Below are 21026 nucleotides of genomic sequence, written 5' to 3'. Positions count from 1 at the left end.
CGTTTGGGTTTTAATTAAAAAGTTTAGAACGGTAGATCGTCTTCTGGTAAATCAACTTCTGGTTTTGGAGTAATTGGATCTTGCTTTGGCTGTGAACTAGAATTACTTTGCTGATTAGAAGCTGTATTAACACTTTCGTTTTTGGTAGTTAAAAATGTGAATTCTGTACATTGTATTTCGGTAGAATAGCGATCATTACCACTTTCATCTTGCCATTTTCTGGTTTTTATTCTGCCTTCAATATACACCTTATCGCCCTTGCTTACGTATTTTTCAAAAATTTCAGCAGCTTTGTTTCTCACAACAACATTATGCCATTCTGTATTAGTTACGCGTTCGTTAGTTTGCTTGTTGGTATATGTTTCATTAGTTGCTAAAGGAAAACGACCAATACAACCACCTCCTTCAAAATAATGCATTTTTACTTCATCTCCTAAATGCCCAATAAGCATAACCTTGTTTAATGTTCCTGACATAGTATGTATGTATTTATCTGGCAAAATTAATCAATTGCCATTCATAAACTTAAAATTAAGAAAAAAATATGATTGCCCTTAATTTCAAATTAAAATTTAAAGGTGTCTATAAAATTTTTAATTAAAATTGGCGTAGGATAATCATGTATATCTTTCACTGAAATGCCTTTATCAGGCAATCTATCCGTAGTGATAATCCAAAATTTAGTATGTAAATGTTGATGGGATAACTTATGAACTATACTTTCTTCATTGAATAAACTAATATCATTTACTTTAAATTCAATCATAGTCTTTAGTTCTTCGTAGGTCAATGATTTATTAGATTCAATTAACGGAAACTGATATAAGTTTTGCCAAATACCTTTATCCTCTCTTTTCTCTAAAATAGTCTCATGGTCATTATTAATGTAAACTAAATAATTAAAATGCTTTTTAGTTGGTTTAGAGGCTTTAATTTTTATTGGAAGCAATGATACTTTCTGTTCCAAAAAAGCTTGACAAGATTTGTTCAACGGACAAATCAAACAGTCTGGATTATTCGGTTTGCATTGCATGGCACCAAACTCCATGATGGCCTGATTAAAATCTGCTGGATTTTTTCTATCTATAATTTCTTGTGCGAGAGCCTTAAATTCTTTTTTCCCTTGCGTGCTATTTATTGGTGTATGAATCCCATAATAACGTGACAAAACTCTGTAAACATTGCCATCAACTACAGCTGCTACTTCACCAAAACAAATAGATGCTATAGCACTAGCCGTGTAATCACCAACTCCTTTTAGTTTTAAAAGACCCTTATAATTATTCGGGAATTCACCATCTAATTCAGAGGCTATAAACTTCGCTGACGCATGTAAGTTCCTAGCTCGTGAATAATAACCTAGACCTTGCCATAATTTCAAAACATGCTCTTCATCTGCTTTTGCCAAATCGAACACATTTGGATATTCACTTACAAAGGCTTCATAATAAGGTAATCCTTGCTTAACTTGAGTTTGCTGTAAAATAATTTCAGATAACCATATATAATATGGGTTTTTGGTTCTTCGCCATGGTAATTCACGCTTGTTGTCTGAATACCAAGATGTTAAAATTTTCGTAATATGCATTTGACGTATATACTAATTGCAAAAATAATCGTTTATATTCTTAAATTTTAATGAATTAGGTTTGAAATATTGAATATTAAATTCCTATATTTGCAACCCTTTAAAAGATTAATAGTAACAAAAAAATATTTAAAATGACGAAGGCTGATTTAGTAGCAAAAATTTCTGAAAAATTAGGAATTGAAAAAGGCGATGTACAGGCAACTGTAGAAACATTCATGGACGAAGTAAAAACTTCATTAGAAAGCGGTGATAACGTTTATTTAAGAGGTTTTGGTAGTTTTATAATTAAAACAAGAGCAGAAAAAACTGGTAGAAATATTTCAAAAAATACAACTATCAAAATACCAGCTCACAATATACCTGCATTTAAGCCTGCAAAAGTATTTGTTGAAGGTGTAAAAACAAATGTAGACGTTAAATAACAATATTAAATTAATAACCTTAAAAGAAGAAATTTATGCCAAGTGGTAAAAAAAGAAAAAGACACAAGGTAGCGACGCATAAGCGTAAAAAAAGAAGACGCGCAAATCGTCACAAAAAGAAAAAATAAACTGAAAAAGTAGTTGTTCAACTACTTTTTTGGTTTTAAAATCAAAACGTTCTTTGATATTGAGTTACTCTATCGTGTTACCTTGCGTAATGAGTTACTCCACGGATTAAAATCCTGTGAAGAATATAGTATTAATCCATCTGTCGCACATTATGTGTGATGGATAAAAATTAACTAAATGGATAAAGAATTGATTATTCGTTCTGGTTCAGAAAATGTTGATTTTGCCTTATTAAAAGATGGAAGACTAGTTGAATTTCAAAAAGACAAAGGTGGTAATAACTTTTCTGTTGGTGATGTGTTTATAGCCAAAATAAGAAAAGCTGTTCCAGGCTTAAATGCTGCTTTTGTAAATGTGGGCTATGAAAAAGATGCCTTTTTACATTATCATGATTTAGGACCTAAACTACCTTCACTTTTAAAATTCACAAAACGTGTAAGCACAGGTAAACTAAAAGATTATTCTTTAAAAAATTTCCCATTTGAAAAAGATATTGATAAAGACGGTAAAATTAATGACGTCTTAAAATCAAATCAATCTACTTTAGTACAAATAGTAAAAGAACCTATATCCACCAAGGGACCTAGAATTAGTTCCGAGCTTTCAATAGCAGGTAGATATATTGTTTTAGTGCCTTTTTCTGATAGAATTTCTATTTCACAGAAGATAGAGGATCGTGAAGAAAAAGATCGCTTAAAACGCCTTGTAAGAAGTATTACACCTCAAGGTTTTGGCGTTATTGTTCGTACCGTAGCAGAAGGCAAAAAAGTAGCAGAACTAGACAGAGATTTACAAAACTTGTTAGGTCGTTGGACCGCAATGTGTAAAAAACTAGACAGAGCCCATCATCCAAGTAAAGTATTAGGAGAACTCAATAAAGCCTCGTCAATTTTACGAGACATTTTTAATGATTCCTTTACTAGCATTCATGTTGATGATGAAGAGCTCTACATTCAAATTAAAGATTACGTGCATGAAATTGCACCAAACAAAGAATCAATAGTTAAGTTGTATCAATCCAATGTTCCTATTTTTGAAAAATTCGGGATAGAAAGACAAATAAAAACTTCTTTCGGAAAAACCGTTTCTATGGCAAAAGGTGCCTATTTGGTTATTGAGCACACTGAAGCATTACATGTAGTAGATGTAAACAGTGGAAACCGTTCAAACAAAGCTAAAACTCAAGAAGATACGGCATTGGAAGTAAATATGATTGCTGCTGCTGAAATCGCAAGACAATTACGTCTTCGTGATATGGGTGGCATCATAGTTATTGACTTTATTGATATGACAAAAGCTGAAAACAGAAAAAAGCTTTATAATTTCCTTCGTGATGAAATGAAGGATGATAGAGCGAAACATAAAATTTTACCGCCAAGTAAATTTGGCTTGGTACAGATTACAAGACAACGTGTTCGTCCTGAAATGAACATTAAAACGCGTGAAGAAAATCCAAATGCCATTAATGGCAAAGAGATAGAGGCTCCTATTAGTATAGTGCCAAAAATCACACATGATCTTGAACAACTTATTAAAAAAGACTATAAAAAGCTGACTTTAAACACACATCCTTTTATAGCAGCCTTTTTAACTAAAGGTTTTCCATCAATTCGTTCAAAATGGTTTTTTGAACATAAAAAATGGGTGAAAATTTTACCAAGAGATGCTTACACATATTTAGAATACCACTTTTTTGATAAAGATGGTAATCAAATTAAATAATACAAAAGCCTTACTCAATTGAGTAAGGCTTTTTTTATGAGTATAGTTTAATTAATTTTGGTTAGGACCGCCACTAACAATAATAAATTCTGAACGTCTATTCATTTGATGTTCTTCTTCAGTACATTTAGATCCACAATCAACCTTTAGTTCATTTTCTCCCTTACCAATACCCGATATTCTGTTGGCATCAATGCCCTTTGAAATCACATATTGAACAGTAGATTTCGCTCTTCTATCAGATAGTTTTTCATTGTAATTAGCTGAACCTCTGCTATCTGTATGAGATTCGGCCAAAATCACCATGTCAGGATATTTATTCATCACTGCAACTAATTTATCTAATTCAAAAGCGCCTTGTGATGTAATGTTAGACTTATCAAAATCAAACAAAATTGGGTTTAATACCACTCGATCTTCAACTATTATTTTATCAATTGGTTTTAACTCTAATTGTAAGTTAACCTCTTCATCTTGACTACCAGCAAAACTCAACGTATTACCTTCATAATCTGGCAGTGTACCTGAAATTTCCAATGACTTTTCACATGTAACCTCGTAAGAAACTTGCCCTTTATCATCCGAAGTTTCGGATAATACAATATGGTCATTAGAATCTTTTATAACTACTGTAGCTCCAGAAAGTGGCTCTCCTGTTTCACTATCAATTACAGAAGTTGTTAACATCACGTTACAAGGTTCCAAACGCTTTACACCATAGATGTCATCACCACCTTTTCCTCCAGGTCTATTGGATGATACAAAGCCTTCTTTGGTTTCTTCATTAATGGTAAAGGCAAAATCATCAGAATTGCTATTAATGGGTACACCCACGTTTTCTATAGTTCCTGATTCAGATACAAAAAACACATCTAAACCTCCTAATCCTAAATGGCCATTGGAAGAAAAATATAAGGTATTTTCTGAACTGATAAATGCATATTTTTCAGATCCTTCAGTATTGATTTTATCTCCTAAATTTTCTGGTTCACCAACCGTTCCATCACTATTAACTGAAACCTTGTATATATCCTCTAATCCAAAACCTCCTGGCATATTGGAATGAAAATATAGTGTTTTACCATCAGCACTCATAGTTGGAGCGCTTATATTATAATTATTATTATTTATATGAAGTGGTTCAACATTACTCCACTTATCACCATCTTTAGTTGCCTTGTATAAATATAAGACACTGAATTTTGATTTTGAATCTTTATCTTTTTCGTAATCTCCTTCAAAATAGCTCTCGCGAGAAAAATACATGGTATTTCCATCAGGGCTAAATGCTACTGTTCCTTCGTGGTGTTTTGTATTAATGTTTCCTTCTACTAAATCAGCTTCTTGGTCTTCATCATTTAATGTTAATGACACTTGATATACATCTAAATAAGGCTCCTCATTCCATCCATAATTACGTCTTGCATTATTTCTAGCCGATGCAAAATATAGAATTTCATTATTGACTGTACCTCCAAAATCAGATCCTTCGGAATTAAATCCTAAAGTTTTTAATTCATATTTCTTCTCGCCTTCCAATATTCCAGGAATAAAATCCGGGTTATTTTTAAAAGCCTTTGCTCGATCATCTTTGGGATTCATATCAGCAAATTTCTGCATCCATTTACTGGACTCATCATATTTCCCATTTGCTTTAAGCATTTGAGAATAATTATAGATTGTTTCAGAATCTTGCGACGTTTCTAAAGCTTTTGCATACCATTTTTCTGCTTCTTCAGTAGCAAATATTTTATAATTGGCATCTCCTAATTGTTTGTAAACGTATTCATTTGCTTTCCCATTCTCAACTAATTTATTGTACGCTTCAATAGCATCAACAAATTCAAGTCTATTAAATAATTTATCAGCAGTTTGAGTATCTTTATTTTGAGCAGTCACTGTTAAACCACTCAATATTACTAGCGTTATAAGTATTTTAATTTTTTTCATAATGTTTAGCTTAAGTGGTTAGAAATAACGTGGAGAACGTGAAACTTTCTTTGTAAAACTGAAATCAAAGTTTATAAATATCTCATGTGATGATGTGGTTGCTATATTCAAATCAGAACGAATGCTGTCATAAGCATAACCAATTCTTAAATTTGGAGCTACCATAAAGTTAATCATACCACTAAAAGAATCTTCTAGCCTATATCCTACACCTACTTCTACAATATTGTACATAAATAGGTTTGCGTTTAAGTCAAAACTTACAGGAGCATCAAAAGCCACTTTTAATAATCCATGTGGCTTTAAAGCAAAGTTATCTGACAGATTGAAAACATAACCAGCTGCTGCAAACAAGTGCTGTGTTTCAGAACCCACTTTAGTTCCGTTTGTAGCGTCCAAATGAACTGAATTCAGCATGTTTGGCATAGAAACAGAAATATAATACTCATTAGGTTTATAAAAATAAACACCAGCACCAACGTTGGGTGTGACAGCATCGACATTTTCTTGTAAAAAAGGATCGTTAGCATCAATTACATCCAACCCAATTAATCCTATTTTATGAAACGTAGCACCTGCCTTTACACCAAAAGCCAATTTATTGTCATTGCCTATAGGAAGAGTATATGAAAAATCTGCATAAGCATTATTTTCTCTAACTGGGCCTATTTCATCGTTAATAAAAGAGAAACCTAATCCTACCCTTCTGCCAACTGGAGCATGTACAGCGAGCGTTCCGGTATTTGGAGCCCCATCTAAACCAACCCATTGACTTCTGTAAAGCGCTCCAACTGCAATGCCATCATAAGAACCAGCGTAAGCTGGGTTAACAACATTCATGTTATACATATACTGTGTATATTGAGGATCCTGTTGAGCCTGTGTAAAAGAAACAGACAATACAAATACTAAAATTATATATAGTTTTTTCATCATTAAATTTTCGTTGTGTTCTATTATTTATTGATATATACCCATGAAGTTCGTTCTTTACCTCCTTGGTATTTCATTACATAGAAATAGGTTCCAACTGGTAACTCATCTCCATTATCAGCAACACCATTAAATTCGTTTGTATAACCATTAGTTTTACTATAAACTTTCACCCCATTTCGGTTAAAAACTTCTAGACTACTAACATTATAACCACTTAAATCAAAAGAGTCATTAAAACCATCATCATTTGGCGTAATAACCTGTGGAATAATACATTGCAATGCAATAAAAGATTCTATTGTACTTGTAGGACAAGGACCAGATGTAGTATATTCAATAGAATATTCAGTATCTCCCGTAGCACCTTCAACCAATCCAGTATCCACGTTAATTGTAGCACCATCTCCAGGATCAGGATTAAAAGCAAATGTTCCGCCCGTGTCACCAATTATTTCAACTTCAGCACCTCCACACACTGCTGTAACGGCAAACGTAGCATCTTCAGCTGATAAAGGAGTAACAGCTTCAAAACTCGATGATGGACATTGCCCATTGGTTATATACTCAATCATATAAGTTTCTCCAATTACCCCTCCAGAAACAGTTCCTGTTGCAGGATCTATTGTTGTTCCATCTTGAGGATCAGGATTTAAAACAAACGTCCCTCCTGATAAACCTGTTACGGTAGCTGTTCCACCATCACAGGTTGCTGACATAGTAAATGAAGCATCGTCTTCAGGTAAAACCGTAAATGTTTGAGAATTTATCGCTGGACAAGTACCTGTAGTTGTGTATTCAACTGTATATGCTGTTCCTGCCACACCATTCGTAACATTACCAGTAATTGGGTCAATGGCAGCACCATCTGTAGGCACAGGATTAAAAGCAAATGAACCTCCCACATCTCCAGTTATAGTAATTAACCCACCATCACATGTTGGTAATACTGTAAATGAAGCATCTTCTCCTGGCAGTAACGTTGTGTTTATGATATTTGAAGCACATCCTCCAGGTACGATATATTCTACTGAATACGTTGCTCCTGGAGTTCCTCCAGAAATAACTCCTGTCATTTCATCAATTACAGCACCATCTGTTGGTTCAGGGTTAAATACAAATGTGCCACCCGAAGTACCCGTTACTGTGACGGTTCCTCCTTCACAATCAGGAGTAAATGAAAGAACAGGTTGAACAGCAGTTAAACTTATATCATCAATCGCCAAATCATTTCCACATCCTCCAACTCCTTGATTCAATAATACTAATTGAATTTGTGAATTACTCAAAGTATTAAAGTTTAGTTGATATTCTTGCCAATTAGGGTTGGATTCATTTTGAATATCACCTGTATTCACTTCAGTAATTAAGTTTCCTGATTGGTCTTCGATTCTAAAAGTTACATTAGAAGGAACGCCTGTTCCAGGACAAATTCCTGTGTCAGTATCATAAACTGTTGTAATCCACGCACTAAAATTGTACTCGGTGTTAGAACTTACAAAAATAGATCGTCTATAAAACTCTCCTGCAGCATTGGAAGCATTAACAACAAACATCAATCCATCAGTATCTCCTGATGTATGATCTTCCATATCATGCCAACCAGTATTAAGGTCGGTTGCGTTATTATTCAAAGCATATTCTCCATCTTCAACTTGAGTAAATTCATTAAATGTATAATTGGTATATGGAGTAGACTCTCTATCAGGGCTTGTGCCAAAATCTTCCATGAACCCACCACCTAAAGTCAACGTTGTCAATACTTGAGTAGAAGAACTAGGGCAATCACCATTTGTTGTGTATTCTATTGTATAATCAGTTTCAGGCATACCTCCCGTAACCGTTCCAGTATCAGGGTCAATCATGGCTCCATCTCCTGGTTGAGGATTAAAAGCGAATGTTCCGCCAACAACGCCAGTAACCGTAGCTGTTCCACCATCACAAGCAGGTGAGACTATAAATGAGGCATCATCAGCTGATAATATGGTTACATCTTGTGTACTTGATGCTGGACAGTTACCTGTTCCTGCTGTTAAGACTATATATTGAATAGTATATGTTTCGCCTGAAACCCCATTAGTTACTTCACCAGTATCTGGATCAATAACAGCACCATCTCCTGGTTCAGGGCTAAACTGAAACATACCTCCTTCAGTACCCGTAATTGTAGCAATAGCTCCATCACAGGTTGCTTCCATCGTAAATGATGGATCATCATTACTATCAGTGATAACCTCTACAGTTACATCATCAGTTATAGTAGCAGTTCCTCCTGTACACAATTCATATGTTACTGATGCAGTATAGGTAGTTGTAACTGTAGGGGAAACTGTAACTGTTTCAGTATTCCCCAATGAGGTAGTTCCATCAAACCACTCAAATGTATAATTAGGTGTTCCTTCAGAAGGCGCAAAACGCCAGCTTTCAGGTTGATCAGGAGTTACCTCCCATACACCTGTATTCCTTCCTGGAGGTGTAAAAGCTGTATCTCCAGCAATATTTTGAACACCAACTACAGCGCGTCCTCCATTCCAGCCAGAACAAATTGGTTTTTCAAAAATATTGACATCAATGTTATTTGAAGATTCATAAAGAATGATTTGCGAGCTAGAAAATAGGGTTTGATTACATGCAGAACTAAAGTGAGCTACATCTGTATAGTTCACAACAAACATTCTATATGGTGCCGTACCAATTACTAAATAATTGATATCTCCTGAAACACCAGGGTCAATATCATGACCAACACCAAAAATATTAGCTTCTGCTAAAGTTGGATTGGTATTATTTGGCAATAAATCTCCAGCAGCCATTGCCCAACCGTTGCCAGTTTCAGCATTTTCTAATTCAAAAGATAGTACACCATTTGAACCAACTAATAATTGGGTATAAGTATCACCAAAAAAGCAAAATTCAAAACCAATGTCTATAACTTCAGACCAGCGATCGTCAATATCTAAACTAGTTGGTGTTCCACCAACAGTTGTTGGAAGTGGACAAGCATCCAAACCATTAATAATATAAGTATTGGTATCCTGGCCAAATAAATGGTAACTTGCTTCTAAATCGGTTGATTCTTCGCAACCAATGGTAACGTCCTCACCAGCATAAATGATTGAACAAGGGTTAGGTGGTGGTGGACAAATAAACGTTATTGGACTACTAATCACATCACAAGTATCATCATCTGACTTAATTGTTGTTATGGTAACAACAGTATTCGCTGCATATGGACCCATTGTTACAATTCCTATGGTATCAGCAGTCTGTGGTGCGCTGCCTTGATCATCTGATACTATAATCGAAGCTGAACCACTTAAATCGGTAATATTTACTTCAATTACAAAATCTGGATTATCAGGATCTGTTTCACAATCACCAACAGCATTAAAACTAACAACTTGTGGAATACATATTGTTTTAAATGATGATTCAGTACAATCTGTATCTGCTGGTCCATTATCGTTATAAGGAATAACTGTCACATAATATTCAGTAGCATTAGTTAAGATCCCTGGATCATATGTAAGCACATTTCCAACATCAAAATTGTCAACCACATCAGTTCCTCCGGGAGTTGTGCCAATTGAAATAGTGTAACCTGTAACAAAAATAGAAGCTGCACTCCATGTAATATCTGTGTCAATCGCCACATCAATAGCATCATCAGCAGGTACTAAAACTTCAGCATCGCAGTTTGGAACAGCAGTAGCATCAAAACATGTAACATCAAAATCCCATTGTTCATTAGCTGAACCTGCACAACTAGCAACACCGTCGGAATCCACTCCTATAGTTATAGAATCACCAGATGAAATAAACAATAATCCTGTTAAATCTCCTCCGTTGTCACCTTGGAAAATAATTGTTCCATCTGAATCAGTAACAATTAATTCATCCCATCCTGCTTCAATCCAACCAGCATTGAAGAATACAACCAATTGAGAACCATCGCTACTTGCAAAATTAAATTCCATTGTATCATTCCCTGCATAGCAATAGGTTGTATTTATTACTTGATTAGATGCGCAATCAACTATTTGATTAGGATCATCTCTAGTCGTAAAACTTTCTTCAATACAGCCTGTTGCATTACCATTATCATTATAAGGAATTATAGTTACATAATAAGTTGTTGAAAAGTTAAGAACACCAGGCTCATAAGTAAGTACATTTCCAACATCAACACCATTTAGCACATCAGTACCTCCTGGTGTAGTACCCATATTTATGATATATCCAGTAACTAGAACTGATGCAGCACTCCATGTTAAATCTTCATTTTCATTCACATCAATAGTTCCATTTGCCACTTCACCTGTTAAGGATGCATTACAGTTAGGAACTGATGTTGCATCAAAGCATGAAACTGTAAAATCCCATTGGGCATTACCAGTACTTTGACAACTCACTGAACCATCAGAGTTAACAGCAACAGAAATAGAATCTCCCGAAGATAAAAATGATAGTCCAGTTAAGTCTCCTCCATTATCTCCTTGAAAAATTATAGTTCCATCAGAATCAGTAACAATTAATTCATCCCATCCTGCTTCAATCCATCCCGAATTAAACACAACCGATATTTGAGAACTATCATTACTGGCATAGTTAAATACCATGGTATCATTTTGCTCATAACAATAAGTAGTATTAATAACCTCACCATTGGTACAATCCAACACTTGGTTAGGGTCGTCCCTTGTTGTAAAGCTCTGTTCGTTACAATTAATCGCAGGACCATTATCATTATACGGCACAATAGTTACATAATATGTGGTTTCATAATCTAATGTCCCCGGATCATAGGTTGTTGCTGGTCCGTTGTCAAAACTGTCTAGTATATCTGTTCCTCCTGGTGTAGTTCCTATCGAAATTGTATAACCAGTTACAATGATTGAAGCTGGACTCCATGTGATGTCTGTGTTTTCATTAACATCAACCGAACCATTCGCCGGTGTTGTTAATACTGAATTACAGTTTGGTACAGCTGTGGTATCTATACATGATACATCAAAATTCAATGGTGTATATCCATTAGCTGCACAACTTACTGAACCATCACTATCTATCTCTATGAATATAAATCCTGTTGTGGAATTAACAGATACACCTGTCATATCTCCACCATTGTTGTCATCATATAATACGACTCCTGTGTTGTCTGTACCATCATAAATAGTAATCTCATCACAACAGCCTTCCATTTGTCCAGCATTAAAAAACACGTTCATTGGACCACCATCTGAACTTTGAAAGTTCCAGGTCATCGTCTCATTGTTATCATAACAGAATACCGTATTTATTGGTGTACCTGCTGCACAATCTACTGGCGCATTTGGATCAGCTCCTGTTGTAAATGAAAACTCTTCACATCCTTCCGCAGGCCCATTTGCATTATAACCTAATACTGTTACATAATAAGTAGTTGAATACTCTAAAGGTGCCGCAAAATTGAAAGACGTTGACAAACCTACATCTTGGTTATCTACCACATCGGTTCCGCCTGGAGTTGTACCCACAGTCAATGTATAGCCTGTTGGAATACCTGAAGCTGCGCTCCATTCTAAATTAGTGTTAATACCAACACCATTTGCACCATTGGCCGGTGTAATTAGATTCACACATGAAGGTGGATCTACAACAACCTGTGTTGCTGTAACGTTATCTATATATATGTAATAAGTTCCTTCTAACCAAGATGAATCAAAACGCAACTTAAAATCTGATCCGTTTGGCAAACTTGCCGCTGGAACTACTGTACTAAAATTAAAACAATCACTTGATGTAATATGATTATCATCATTGATTGTTTCTATGGTTGTCCAGTTACCGCCATCGTTGGTTGAGTACTGAACCCGAAGTTCTCCCCATCCTGGAGGTGTAGCATCAACAGCAGCAGACCAATCAACTATTTTATAATCAAAGGTGATAGTCAAATCACTGCCATTTGAAGACCCTACTATGTTAGGAGAAGTAAGGTGAGCCGTGGTATTGGAATCAAAAAGGTTTACCCTTTGTGAGAAGCCGTCACAGACTTCTATAACAGTTCCAAAATAATCACCGGCATCAGAGGTCCAACCAGCTGGCAAAGCTAAATTGCCATCGAAATTTTCAGTTAATCCTATTTGAGAGAACCCACAAAGTGAAATCAACCCAAATAAGATGGAAAATGTAATTCTTTTCATTGTTATTAATCAATAAGTTAGTTAGCGGTCTTAAATCATTTAATATCAACTGATTAAGACTTGAATAAAATTTAAAAAAACTAATAAATCATACTAGATTTAGACTGTTTTATCTTTTCAAAAAAATTAATCCCTAAAATTAGGAATTTTTATGTCATGAATAAACAAACCCACAGTTAATAGATTAACGACAAAATTAATCGTTAAAGTGAACTTGCTTAAATTCCATTAAATCCCAATAATTCAGAGAAAGCAAAAAAAATGCCTGGTAAAACCAGGCATTTTAATTTATAAACTTTATGAAATTTAATATTTAATCAATCTAATTACTTTAGAGTTTTTAGCTTGCTTAACTTTAACGATATAAACTCCTCCATCTAAATCAGATCCAAAAGTATGCTTTTGATCTGGTCCGAATGTAGCAGTATGAACTAACTTATTACTCATATCATAAACATATACAACTGCATCATTATTAACATCTGGAGAGATAATTCTCATATCAAATGTTGTGTTTGATGGGTTTGGCCATGCTACAGCATCAAATTGACTTTCTCTATTTTGAGGAGAAACATCATCATATACTGGGCATGGGTCGCATATATCAGCTGCATTCCAAATAACATTGTTAAGACCGTGAACTTTATTTGCAATAAATAAACCAGTCATGTAAGTTGGTTCAGGGTTATTACTATTGACATTAGATCCTTTAGCTAAAATCTGACCTGTTGAATAAATGACTGCGTTCACGTCAGATCCTTTCTCAATATGAACATCATTATTAACATAGAATGTTATAGCATTTCCATTGGAATTGATAGTTCCATATTTTGCTAACATAAACATGCTATTCAAATATACATTGGAACAACCTTCAAACTCTATAGTAGCTCCTTCGCTCGTTTTTAATCTGTTAATAAAGACGTTTGGTTGTGAGAAAATAACGGTTGCTCCTGCTCTTACCCATACTTCATCATAAACTTCTCCATCAAGTGTTTGTGTATCTCCATTAGAAATTCTAACAGTTTCACTATTATTACTTGAAAGCGTATTATAAATAAAATCAGGCATGATTGGATTTGCAGGATTATTTATTTCTTCACCAATTGTACTACCTTGGTTAAGTGTAAATGATGTAGCTTGACCAAAATCTTCGATATGACTATCTTGATGTAACTTAATTTCACCGTTTGCACTACCTACACCAACACCACCCGATTGAACAGCATTATTGCCATGAAGGAAAACTTCATTTGACGCAAAAATTGTATAATCAGATAAAGGTGTTCCTTCAATAATACTAGTCACTAAATATTCAGCGTAAGTTGTACAGCCTGTTTCTGAAGTCACTGTAACACCATAAGTTCCATTTTCGGTAACAGTAATGCTTTGGGTGTCTTCACCGGTAGACCATTCATAGGTTACAGGCACATCACTTTCAGCTGTTAAAATTACACCTTGACAGAATACTGAAAGTGGTTCTTCAGTAATTGATAATTCAGGAATAACACCTTCAACAGTAACTGTTGCCTCGCAACTATTCTCATTTCCATTTACATCTACAACAGTAAGCGTTACTGTATTATCACCTATTTCTTCACAAGAGAAATTTTCTTGAGAAACGCTCATTGATGCAATTCCACAAGCATCACTACTTCCTGAACTAATAGCATCAAGGTCTCCAGCTGATAATGTATAACTTCCACTTGAGTCTAATGAGACTGTAATGTTGTTACAAACAACATCAGGCATTGTGTTATCTTCCACAGTAACTGTCGCTGTTGCTGTTGATACATTTCCTGCAACATCAACTACAGTTAATGTCACTGTATTATCACCAACGTTATCACAATTGAAAGTATCAATGTCAATTGAAATTGATGCAATTCCACAATCATCTGATGATCCATTATTGATATCTTCAGCAGTAATAGTTACATTACCTGAACTGTCTAACTCAATTGTAATATCTTGAGCAATTGCCACTGGAGGCACATTATCCTCTAATGTAATTGTCTCTGTTGAACTAGCAGGACAAGGACCTGAAGTTGTATATTCTACAGTATAGGTATTACCTAATGTTCCATTGGTTATCGTACCTGTTGTTTCATTAATCTCTGCTCCATCGCCTGGCTCTGGATTAAAACTAAATGTTCCTCCAATATTACCAGTTATAGTTGCTGTCGCTTCGGTACATGTTGAATCTAATGTAAATGATGCATCTTCAGCTGGCAATACAGTTACTGTCTGTGTGCTACTAGCTGGACAAGGCCCTGAAGTAGTGTATTCAACTGTATAGGTTGCTCCTGGTGTTCCATTAGTAACGTTGCCATTAGAATCAATTTGAGCACCATCTCCTGGCTCAGGGTTGAACGCAAATGTTCCTCCTGCATCTCCAGTTACCGTTGCAGTAGCACCATCACAAGTTGCTTCCAATGCAAACGATGCATCTTCAGCATCTAAAACTGTTACATCTTGTGTGCTAGTGGCTGGACATGGTCCAGTAGTCATAATCTCCACTGTATAAGTTGCTCCTGATGTCCCATTGGTTATAGTTCCTGTAACAGGATCAATAGTCGCGCCATCTCCTGGTTCTGGATTGAAACTAAATATTCCACCATCACCTGTTATGGTTGCAATAGCCCCATCACAAGTTGCTTCTAATGTAAACGAAGCATCTTCTGCAGATAAAACAGTTACATCTTGCGAACTGCTAGCTGGACATTCTCCAGTTGTTGTATATTCTACTGTATAGGTAGCTCCTGGTGTTCCATTAGTTATTGTTCCATCAGAATCTATTTGGGCACCATCGCCTGGCTCAGGGTTAAAACTAAATGTTCCTCCTGTATCGCCTGTTATAGTTGCTATAGCTCCATCACAGGTTGCTTCTAACGTAAACGAAGCGTCTTCTGCAGATAAAACAGTTACATCTTGTGAACTGCTTGAAGCACATTCACCAGCTGTAGTATATTCTACCGTATAAGTTGCTCCTGGTGTTCCATTAGTTATAGTTCCATCAGAATCTATTTGGGCACCATCGCCTGGCTCAGGGTTAAAACTAAATGTTCCTCCAGCATCTCCAGTTATGGTTGCAATCGCACCATCGCAAGTAGCTTCTAGTGTAAACGAAGCATCTTCTGCAGATAACAACGTAACATCTTGTGTGCTAGTGGCTGGACAATTACCAGCAGTTGTGTACTGAACCGTATAAGTAGCGTCTGGAGTTCCGTTGGTAATTTCACCTGTTTGAGCATCAATCTCTGCCTCATCTCCTGGCTCTGGATTAAAACTAAATGTTCCTCCAGTATCTCCAGTGATGGTAGTTGTAACACCGTTACAAGTTGAATCCATAGTAAAGGACGCATCTTCAGCATCCAATACTGTAACATCTTGAGTACTCACTGAAGGACAGTTTTCATCGCCTAGTGTATATTCAACTGTATAGGTTTCTCCAGGAGTCCCTCCTGTTATAGTTCCAGTACTTTCATCTATTTCAGCTTCATCATCTGGTTCAGGGTTGAATGCAAAGGTTCCTCCTTCATCTCCAGTTATAGTTGCAGTACCACCATCACAAGTTGCTTCCATTGTAAATGAAGCATCGCCTCCGCCTCCGCCAGTATGACTTACAACTACATCATCTGTAACTGTAGCTTGACCACCTGTACATAAATCATAAGTTACGGCAAACGTATAAGTTGTTGTTTCTGTTGGAGATACCGTTACGGTATCTTCTGTTCCAACAACAGTACCTTCATCATCTAACCATTGTAATGTATAGTTAGGCGTTCCAGATGGAGAGAATCTCCAAGATTCTGGTTCATCAACTGTCCAAACACCCATGTTTCTACCTGGAGGTGATACACCTTGTGTATCATCAACACTCTGTAATCCAACTACTGCTAAACCATCATTCCAAGCTGTACAAGTTGGCTTGCTTAAGATATGTATATCAATATTATTTGATGACTCATGAAGTACAATTTGAGTGGTAGATGTATTTGAATTACATTGAGATCCAAAATGACAAACAGCATTATAATTAACAACAAACTGTCTGTAAGGAGAAGAACCAAGTACAACATAATCAATACTTCCACAAACACTTGGGTCAATATCATGACCTACACCAAAGATATTTCCTTCAGTAATAGATGGGTTATCATTATTTGGTAATGTATCTTCAGGATCAAATGCCCAACCATTTCCAGTGTTAGCAAACTCTGTTTCAAAACTTAAAACACCATTAGAACCTACAATAATTTGATCATAAGTCCCTCCGTAGAAACAGAATTCAAATCCTAAATCAATAACTTCAGACCACACATCATCCGTTTCAACACTTGTTGGTGTTGCTCCATCAACAGGAGGTGTTGGACATGTATCAATAGCATTTATATCATAGTTTTCAGTGTCTTGACCATAAAGATGGAAATTAGCCGTCAATTCCGCATCTGGATTTTCACAATCCACTGCCGTATCCTCTCCAGCATATGCTATAGAACAAGGGTTTGGTGGTGGTGGACATAAAAATGATAACGGATTACTTTCAATGATACAGTTAGGGTCATCAGTATTTGCGGCAGTTATAATAACATTTGTATTAGCCGCAAAAGGGCCAAAAGTAACCGTTCCAACTCCATTTAAAACTTGTGGTGCTCCACCTTGATTATCAGAAATTGTAATTGATTCAGCACTTCCCATATCAGTGACATCAACACTAACCTCAAATACTGGGTTGTTAGGGTCAGTAATACAATCACCATTTACCACATCAAAACTTACGGTTTGTGGCACACACGTTTGACACCAAACGTCAAAATCCCATATCTCTCTACTGCCGCTGGAACAACTCACAGAACCGTCAGCTTCTGCAAAAACTATAATAGTATCACTCGTGGAAGTAAATGCAAGACCTGTTAAATCTCCACCATTTCCAGTTCCTTGATACAATACTGTACCGTCTCCTTCTTCGATTCTTAATGTATCACAGCATGTTTCTATCGTTCCAGAGTTGAATAAGATGTTTAACGGGAAACCTGAAGAACTTTGGAAACTATAAAGCTCTACATAAGTATTGTTACCGTTTTCGTAACAATGGGTTGTATTTACAACTTGCCCAGCATCACAATCAACGATTTGGAATGGATCTGATCTTACCGTGAAGCTTTCTTCAGTACAGTCAGTTGCATTACCATTATCATTGTATGGAATAATTGTCACATAATATGTCGTATCGTAATCTAATGTACCTGGATCATATGTTAAGACATTTCCAACATCAACACCATCTAAAACATCTGTTCCTCCTGGCGTAGTACCCATATTAATAATATATCCTGTAACAATTATAGAAGCTGGACTCCAATTCAAATCTTCATCTTCATCTACATCTATTGATCCATCTACCACTTCACCCGTCAGGGCTGCATTGCAGTTGGGCACTGCTGATGTATCTATACATGACACATCAAAATCCCATTCTATTCTACTACCGCTTGAACAACTAACTGAACCATCAGCTTCAACAAATACTACTATTCTATCTCCAGTAGAGTTTAAAGAAAGACCTGCTAAATCACCTCCGTTTCCTGTTCCTTCATAAATAACAGTACCATCTCCTTCTTCTATTCTTATGGTATCACAGCAAGTTTCAATAGTTCCTGCATGGAAAAATATGTTTAACGGATTACCATTAGAACTTTGATAACTATATATCTCTACATAGGTATTATTACCATTTTCGTAGCAATGAGTTGTATTCACTATTTGTCCTGATTCACAATCAACTGTTTGATTTGGATCTGGTCTAGTTGTAAAACTTTCCTCTGTACAATCTGTTGCATTACCGTTATCATTATATGGTATAATAGTAACGTAATACGTTGTATCATATGCTAAAGTACCTGGATTATAGGTAAGAACATTTCCTACATCAACACCATCTAATACGTCAGTACCTCCCGGAGTCGTTCCCATGTTGATTATATATCCTGTAACAAAAACAGATGCAGCGCTCCATGTTAAATCTTCATTTTCACTTACATCAGTTGTTCCATCTGCGACTTCACCTGTTAAGGATGCATTACAGTTTGGCAGTGCTGTAGTATCAACACATGAAACATCAATATCCCATTGTGTATAGCCACTTGTTGTACAGCTTCCTACACCATCTGAATTTATAGCAACTGCTATAGTACTTCCTGAAGAAACAAATACCAATCCTGCCAAATTTCCTGCATTACCATAACCATTGTATAGTTCGGTTCCATCAGAATCAGTAACTATCAACTCATCCCAATTGTTCTCTACTTGACCTGCGTTAAACACAACTGATAAAGGTGAACCATCACTACTCGCATAATTGAATACCATCGTGTCATTTGGACCATAGCAGTAAGTTGTGTTTATAACTTCTCCAGTTGAACAATCAACTATTTGATTAGGATCATCCCTTGTTGTAAAGCTCTGTTCGTTACAATTAATCGCAGGACCATTATCATTATACGGCACAATAGTTACATAATATGTGGTTTCATAATCTAATGTCCCCGGATCATAGGTTGTTGCTGGTCCGTTGTCAAAACTGTCTAGTATATCTGTTCCTCCTGGTGTAGTTCCTATCGAAATTGTATAACCAGTTACAATGATTGAAGCTGGACTCCATGTGATGTCTGTGTTTTCATTAACATCAACCGAACCATTCGCCGGTGTTGTTAATACTGAATTACAGTTTGGTACAGCTGTGGTATCTATACATGATACATCAAAATTCAATGGTGTATATCCATTAGCTGCACAACTTACTGAACCATCACTATCTATCTCTATGAATATAAATCCTGTTGTGGAATTAACAGATACACCTGTCATATCTCCACCATTGTTGTCATCATATAATACGACTCCTGTGTTGTCTGTACCATCATAAATAGTAATCTCATCACAACAGCCTTCCATTTGTCCAGCATTAAAAAACACGTTCATTGGACCACCATCTGAACTTTGAAAGTTCCAGGTCATCGTCTCATTGTTATCATAACAGAATACCGTATTTATTGGTGTACCTGCTGCACAATCTACTGGCGCATTTGGATCAGCTCCTGTTGTAAATGAAAACTCTTCACATCCTTCCGCAGGCCCATTTGCATTATAACCTAATACTGTTACATAATAAGTAGTTGAATACTCTAAAGGTGCCGCAAAATTGAAAGACGTTGACAAACCTACATCTTGGTTATCTACCACATCGGTTCCGCCTGGAGTTGTACCCACAGTCAATGTATAGCCTGTTGGAATACCTGAAGCTGCGCTCCATTCTAAATTAGTGTTAATACCAACACCATTTGCACCATTGGCCGGTGTAATTAGATTCACACATGAAGGTGGATCTACAACAACCTGTGTTGCTGTAACGTTATCTATATATATGTAATAAGTTCCTTCTAACCAAGATGAATCAAAACGCAACTTAAAATCTGATCCGTTTGGCAAACTTGCCGCTGGAACTACTGTACTAAAATTAAAACAATCACTTGATGTAATATGATTATCATCATTGATTGTTTCTATGGTTGTCCAGTTACCGCCATCGTTGGTTGAGTACTGAACCCGAAGTTCTCCCCATCCTGGAGGTGTAGCATCAACAGCAGCAGACCAATCAACTATTTTATAATCAAAGGTGATAGTCAAATCACTGCCATTTGAAGACCCTACTATGTTAGGAGAAGTAAGGTGAGCCGTGGTATTGGCGTCGAACAAGTTAACACGTTGGGAAAACCCATCGCAGACTTGTACTACAGCTCCAAAATAATCGCCGGCATCAGAGGTCCAACCAGCTGGTAAAGCTAAATTGCCATCGAAATTCTCAGTTAATCCTATTTGAGAGAACCCACAAAGTGAAATCAACCCAAATAAGATGGAAAATGTAAATTTTTTCATCGTTATTAATTGTTAGGTTTAATGACTAATAATGCAGTAGGTTGTAACTATTTTACTGGGACCGTAAAATATAGAGCCTTAAAATTAATGAAAATGATTGTTTACAGAGGAACTATATGACAAACTACTTCTTTATTCGTTGAATTGGACAACACA

The 21026-nt window shown here is 36.0% G+C and carries 8 protein-coding genes; 2 read left to right on the top strand and 6 right to left on the bottom strand.

From position 1 onward, the window contains the following. Window positions 1–23: 23 nt before the first annotated feature. Together C1S72_RS09385 and mutY are read right to left on the bottom strand one after the other, a co-directional pair. Window positions 24–476 carry a single-stranded DNA-binding protein gene (locus C1S72_RS09385; RefSeq protein WP_104735345.1) on the bottom strand — a complete coding sequence of 151 codons (453 nt, stop codon included), beginning with the start codon at window positions 474–476 and terminating at the stop codon, window positions 24–26. Window positions 477–565: 89 nt separating this feature from the next. Continuing rightward, window positions 566–1588 (bottom strand): A/G-specific adenine glycosylase, encoded by a 1023-nt coding sequence (gene mutY / locus C1S72_RS09380; protein ID WP_104735344.1) that lies wholly within the window; start codon window positions 1586–1588, stop codon window positions 566–568. A gap of 134 nt (window positions 1589–1722) precedes the next feature. Between mutY and C1S72_RS09375 the strand changes: the two genes are divergently transcribed. Beyond that, entirely contained in the window at window positions 1723–2013 is a 291-nt protein-coding gene (locus C1S72_RS09375; RefSeq protein WP_044626974.1) for an HU family DNA-binding protein, read from the top strand. A gap of 306 nt (window positions 2014–2319) precedes the next feature. Continuing rightward, the gene (locus C1S72_RS09370) at window positions 2320–3864 is read left to right on the top strand and encodes an Rne/Rng family ribonuclease (protein ID WP_104735343.1); all 1545 of its coding nucleotides are present in this window, start codon (window positions 2320–2322) and stop codon (window positions 3862–3864) included. A gap of 51 nt (window positions 3865–3915) precedes the next feature. Here the strand turns inward: C1S72_RS09370 and C1S72_RS09365 are convergent, their stop codons facing one another. The 4 genes from C1S72_RS09365 to C1S72_RS09350 all read right to left on the bottom strand — a co-directional run bounded on the left by C1S72_RS09365 (window position 3916) and on the right by C1S72_RS09350 (window position 20870). Then, window positions 3916–5814: an OmpA family protein gene (locus C1S72_RS09365; RefSeq protein WP_104735342.1), complete on the bottom strand. Its 1899-nt coding sequence runs from the start codon at window positions 5812–5814 to the stop codon at window positions 3916–3918. A gap of 18 nt (window positions 5815–5832) precedes the next feature. Beyond that, complete coding sequence (locus C1S72_RS09360; RefSeq protein WP_317045760.1) at window positions 5833–6750, bottom strand: PorP/SprF family type IX secretion system membrane protein; 918 nt, start codon at window positions 6748–6750, stop codon at window positions 5833–5835. Between the two features lie 20 nt (window positions 6751–6770). Next, window positions 6771–12932 (bottom strand): T9SS type B sorting domain-containing protein, encoded by a 6162-nt coding sequence (locus C1S72_RS09355; RefSeq protein WP_104735340.1) that lies wholly within the window; start codon window positions 12930–12932, stop codon window positions 6771–6773. Window positions 12933–13238: 306 nt separating this feature from the next. After that, window positions 13239–20870 (bottom strand): T9SS type A sorting domain-containing protein, encoded by a 7632-nt coding sequence (locus C1S72_RS09350; protein ID WP_104735339.1) that lies wholly within the window; start codon window positions 20868–20870, stop codon window positions 13239–13241. Window positions 20871–21026: the final 156 nt, after the last annotated feature.

The sequence above is a fragment of the Hanstruepera ponticola genome (assembly GCF_002940745.1).
Taxonomy (GTDB): Bacteria; Bacteroidota; Bacteroidia; order Flavobacteriales; family Flavobacteriaceae; genus Hanstruepera; species Hanstruepera ponticola.
The sequence above is the reverse complement of the archived record's forward strand: the minus strand, read 5'-3'. Positions and strand labels throughout refer to the sequence as shown.

Coding starts and splice junctions, on each gene's coding strand:
- C1S72_RS09385 (WP_104735345.1), bottom strand. CDS start 476: ATGTCAGGAACATTAAACAAGGTTATGCTTATTGGGCATTTAGGAGAT.
- mutY (WP_104735344.1), bottom strand. CDS start 1,588: ATGCATATTACGAAAATTTTAACATCTTGGTATTCAGACAACAAGCGT.
- C1S72_RS09375 (WP_044626974.1), top strand. CDS start 1,723: ATGACGAAGGCTGATTTAGTAGCAAAAATTTCTGAAAAATTAGGAATT.
- C1S72_RS09370 (WP_104735343.1), top strand. CDS start 2,320: ATGGATAAAGAATTGATTATTCGTTCTGGTTCAGAAAATGTTGATTTT.
- C1S72_RS09365 (WP_104735342.1), bottom strand. CDS start 5,814: ATGAAAAAAATTAAAATACTTATAACGCTAGTAATATTGAGTGGTTTA.
- C1S72_RS09360 (WP_317045760.1), bottom strand. CDS start 6,750: ATGATGAAAAAACTATATATAATTTTAGTATTTGTATTGTCTGTTTCT.
- C1S72_RS09355 (WP_104735340.1), bottom strand. CDS start 12,932: ATGAAAAGAATTACATTTTCCATCTTATTTGGGTTGATTTCACTTTGT.
- C1S72_RS09350 (WP_104735339.1), bottom strand. CDS start 20,870: ATGAAAAAATTTACATTTTCCATCTTATTTGGGTTGATTTCACTTTGT.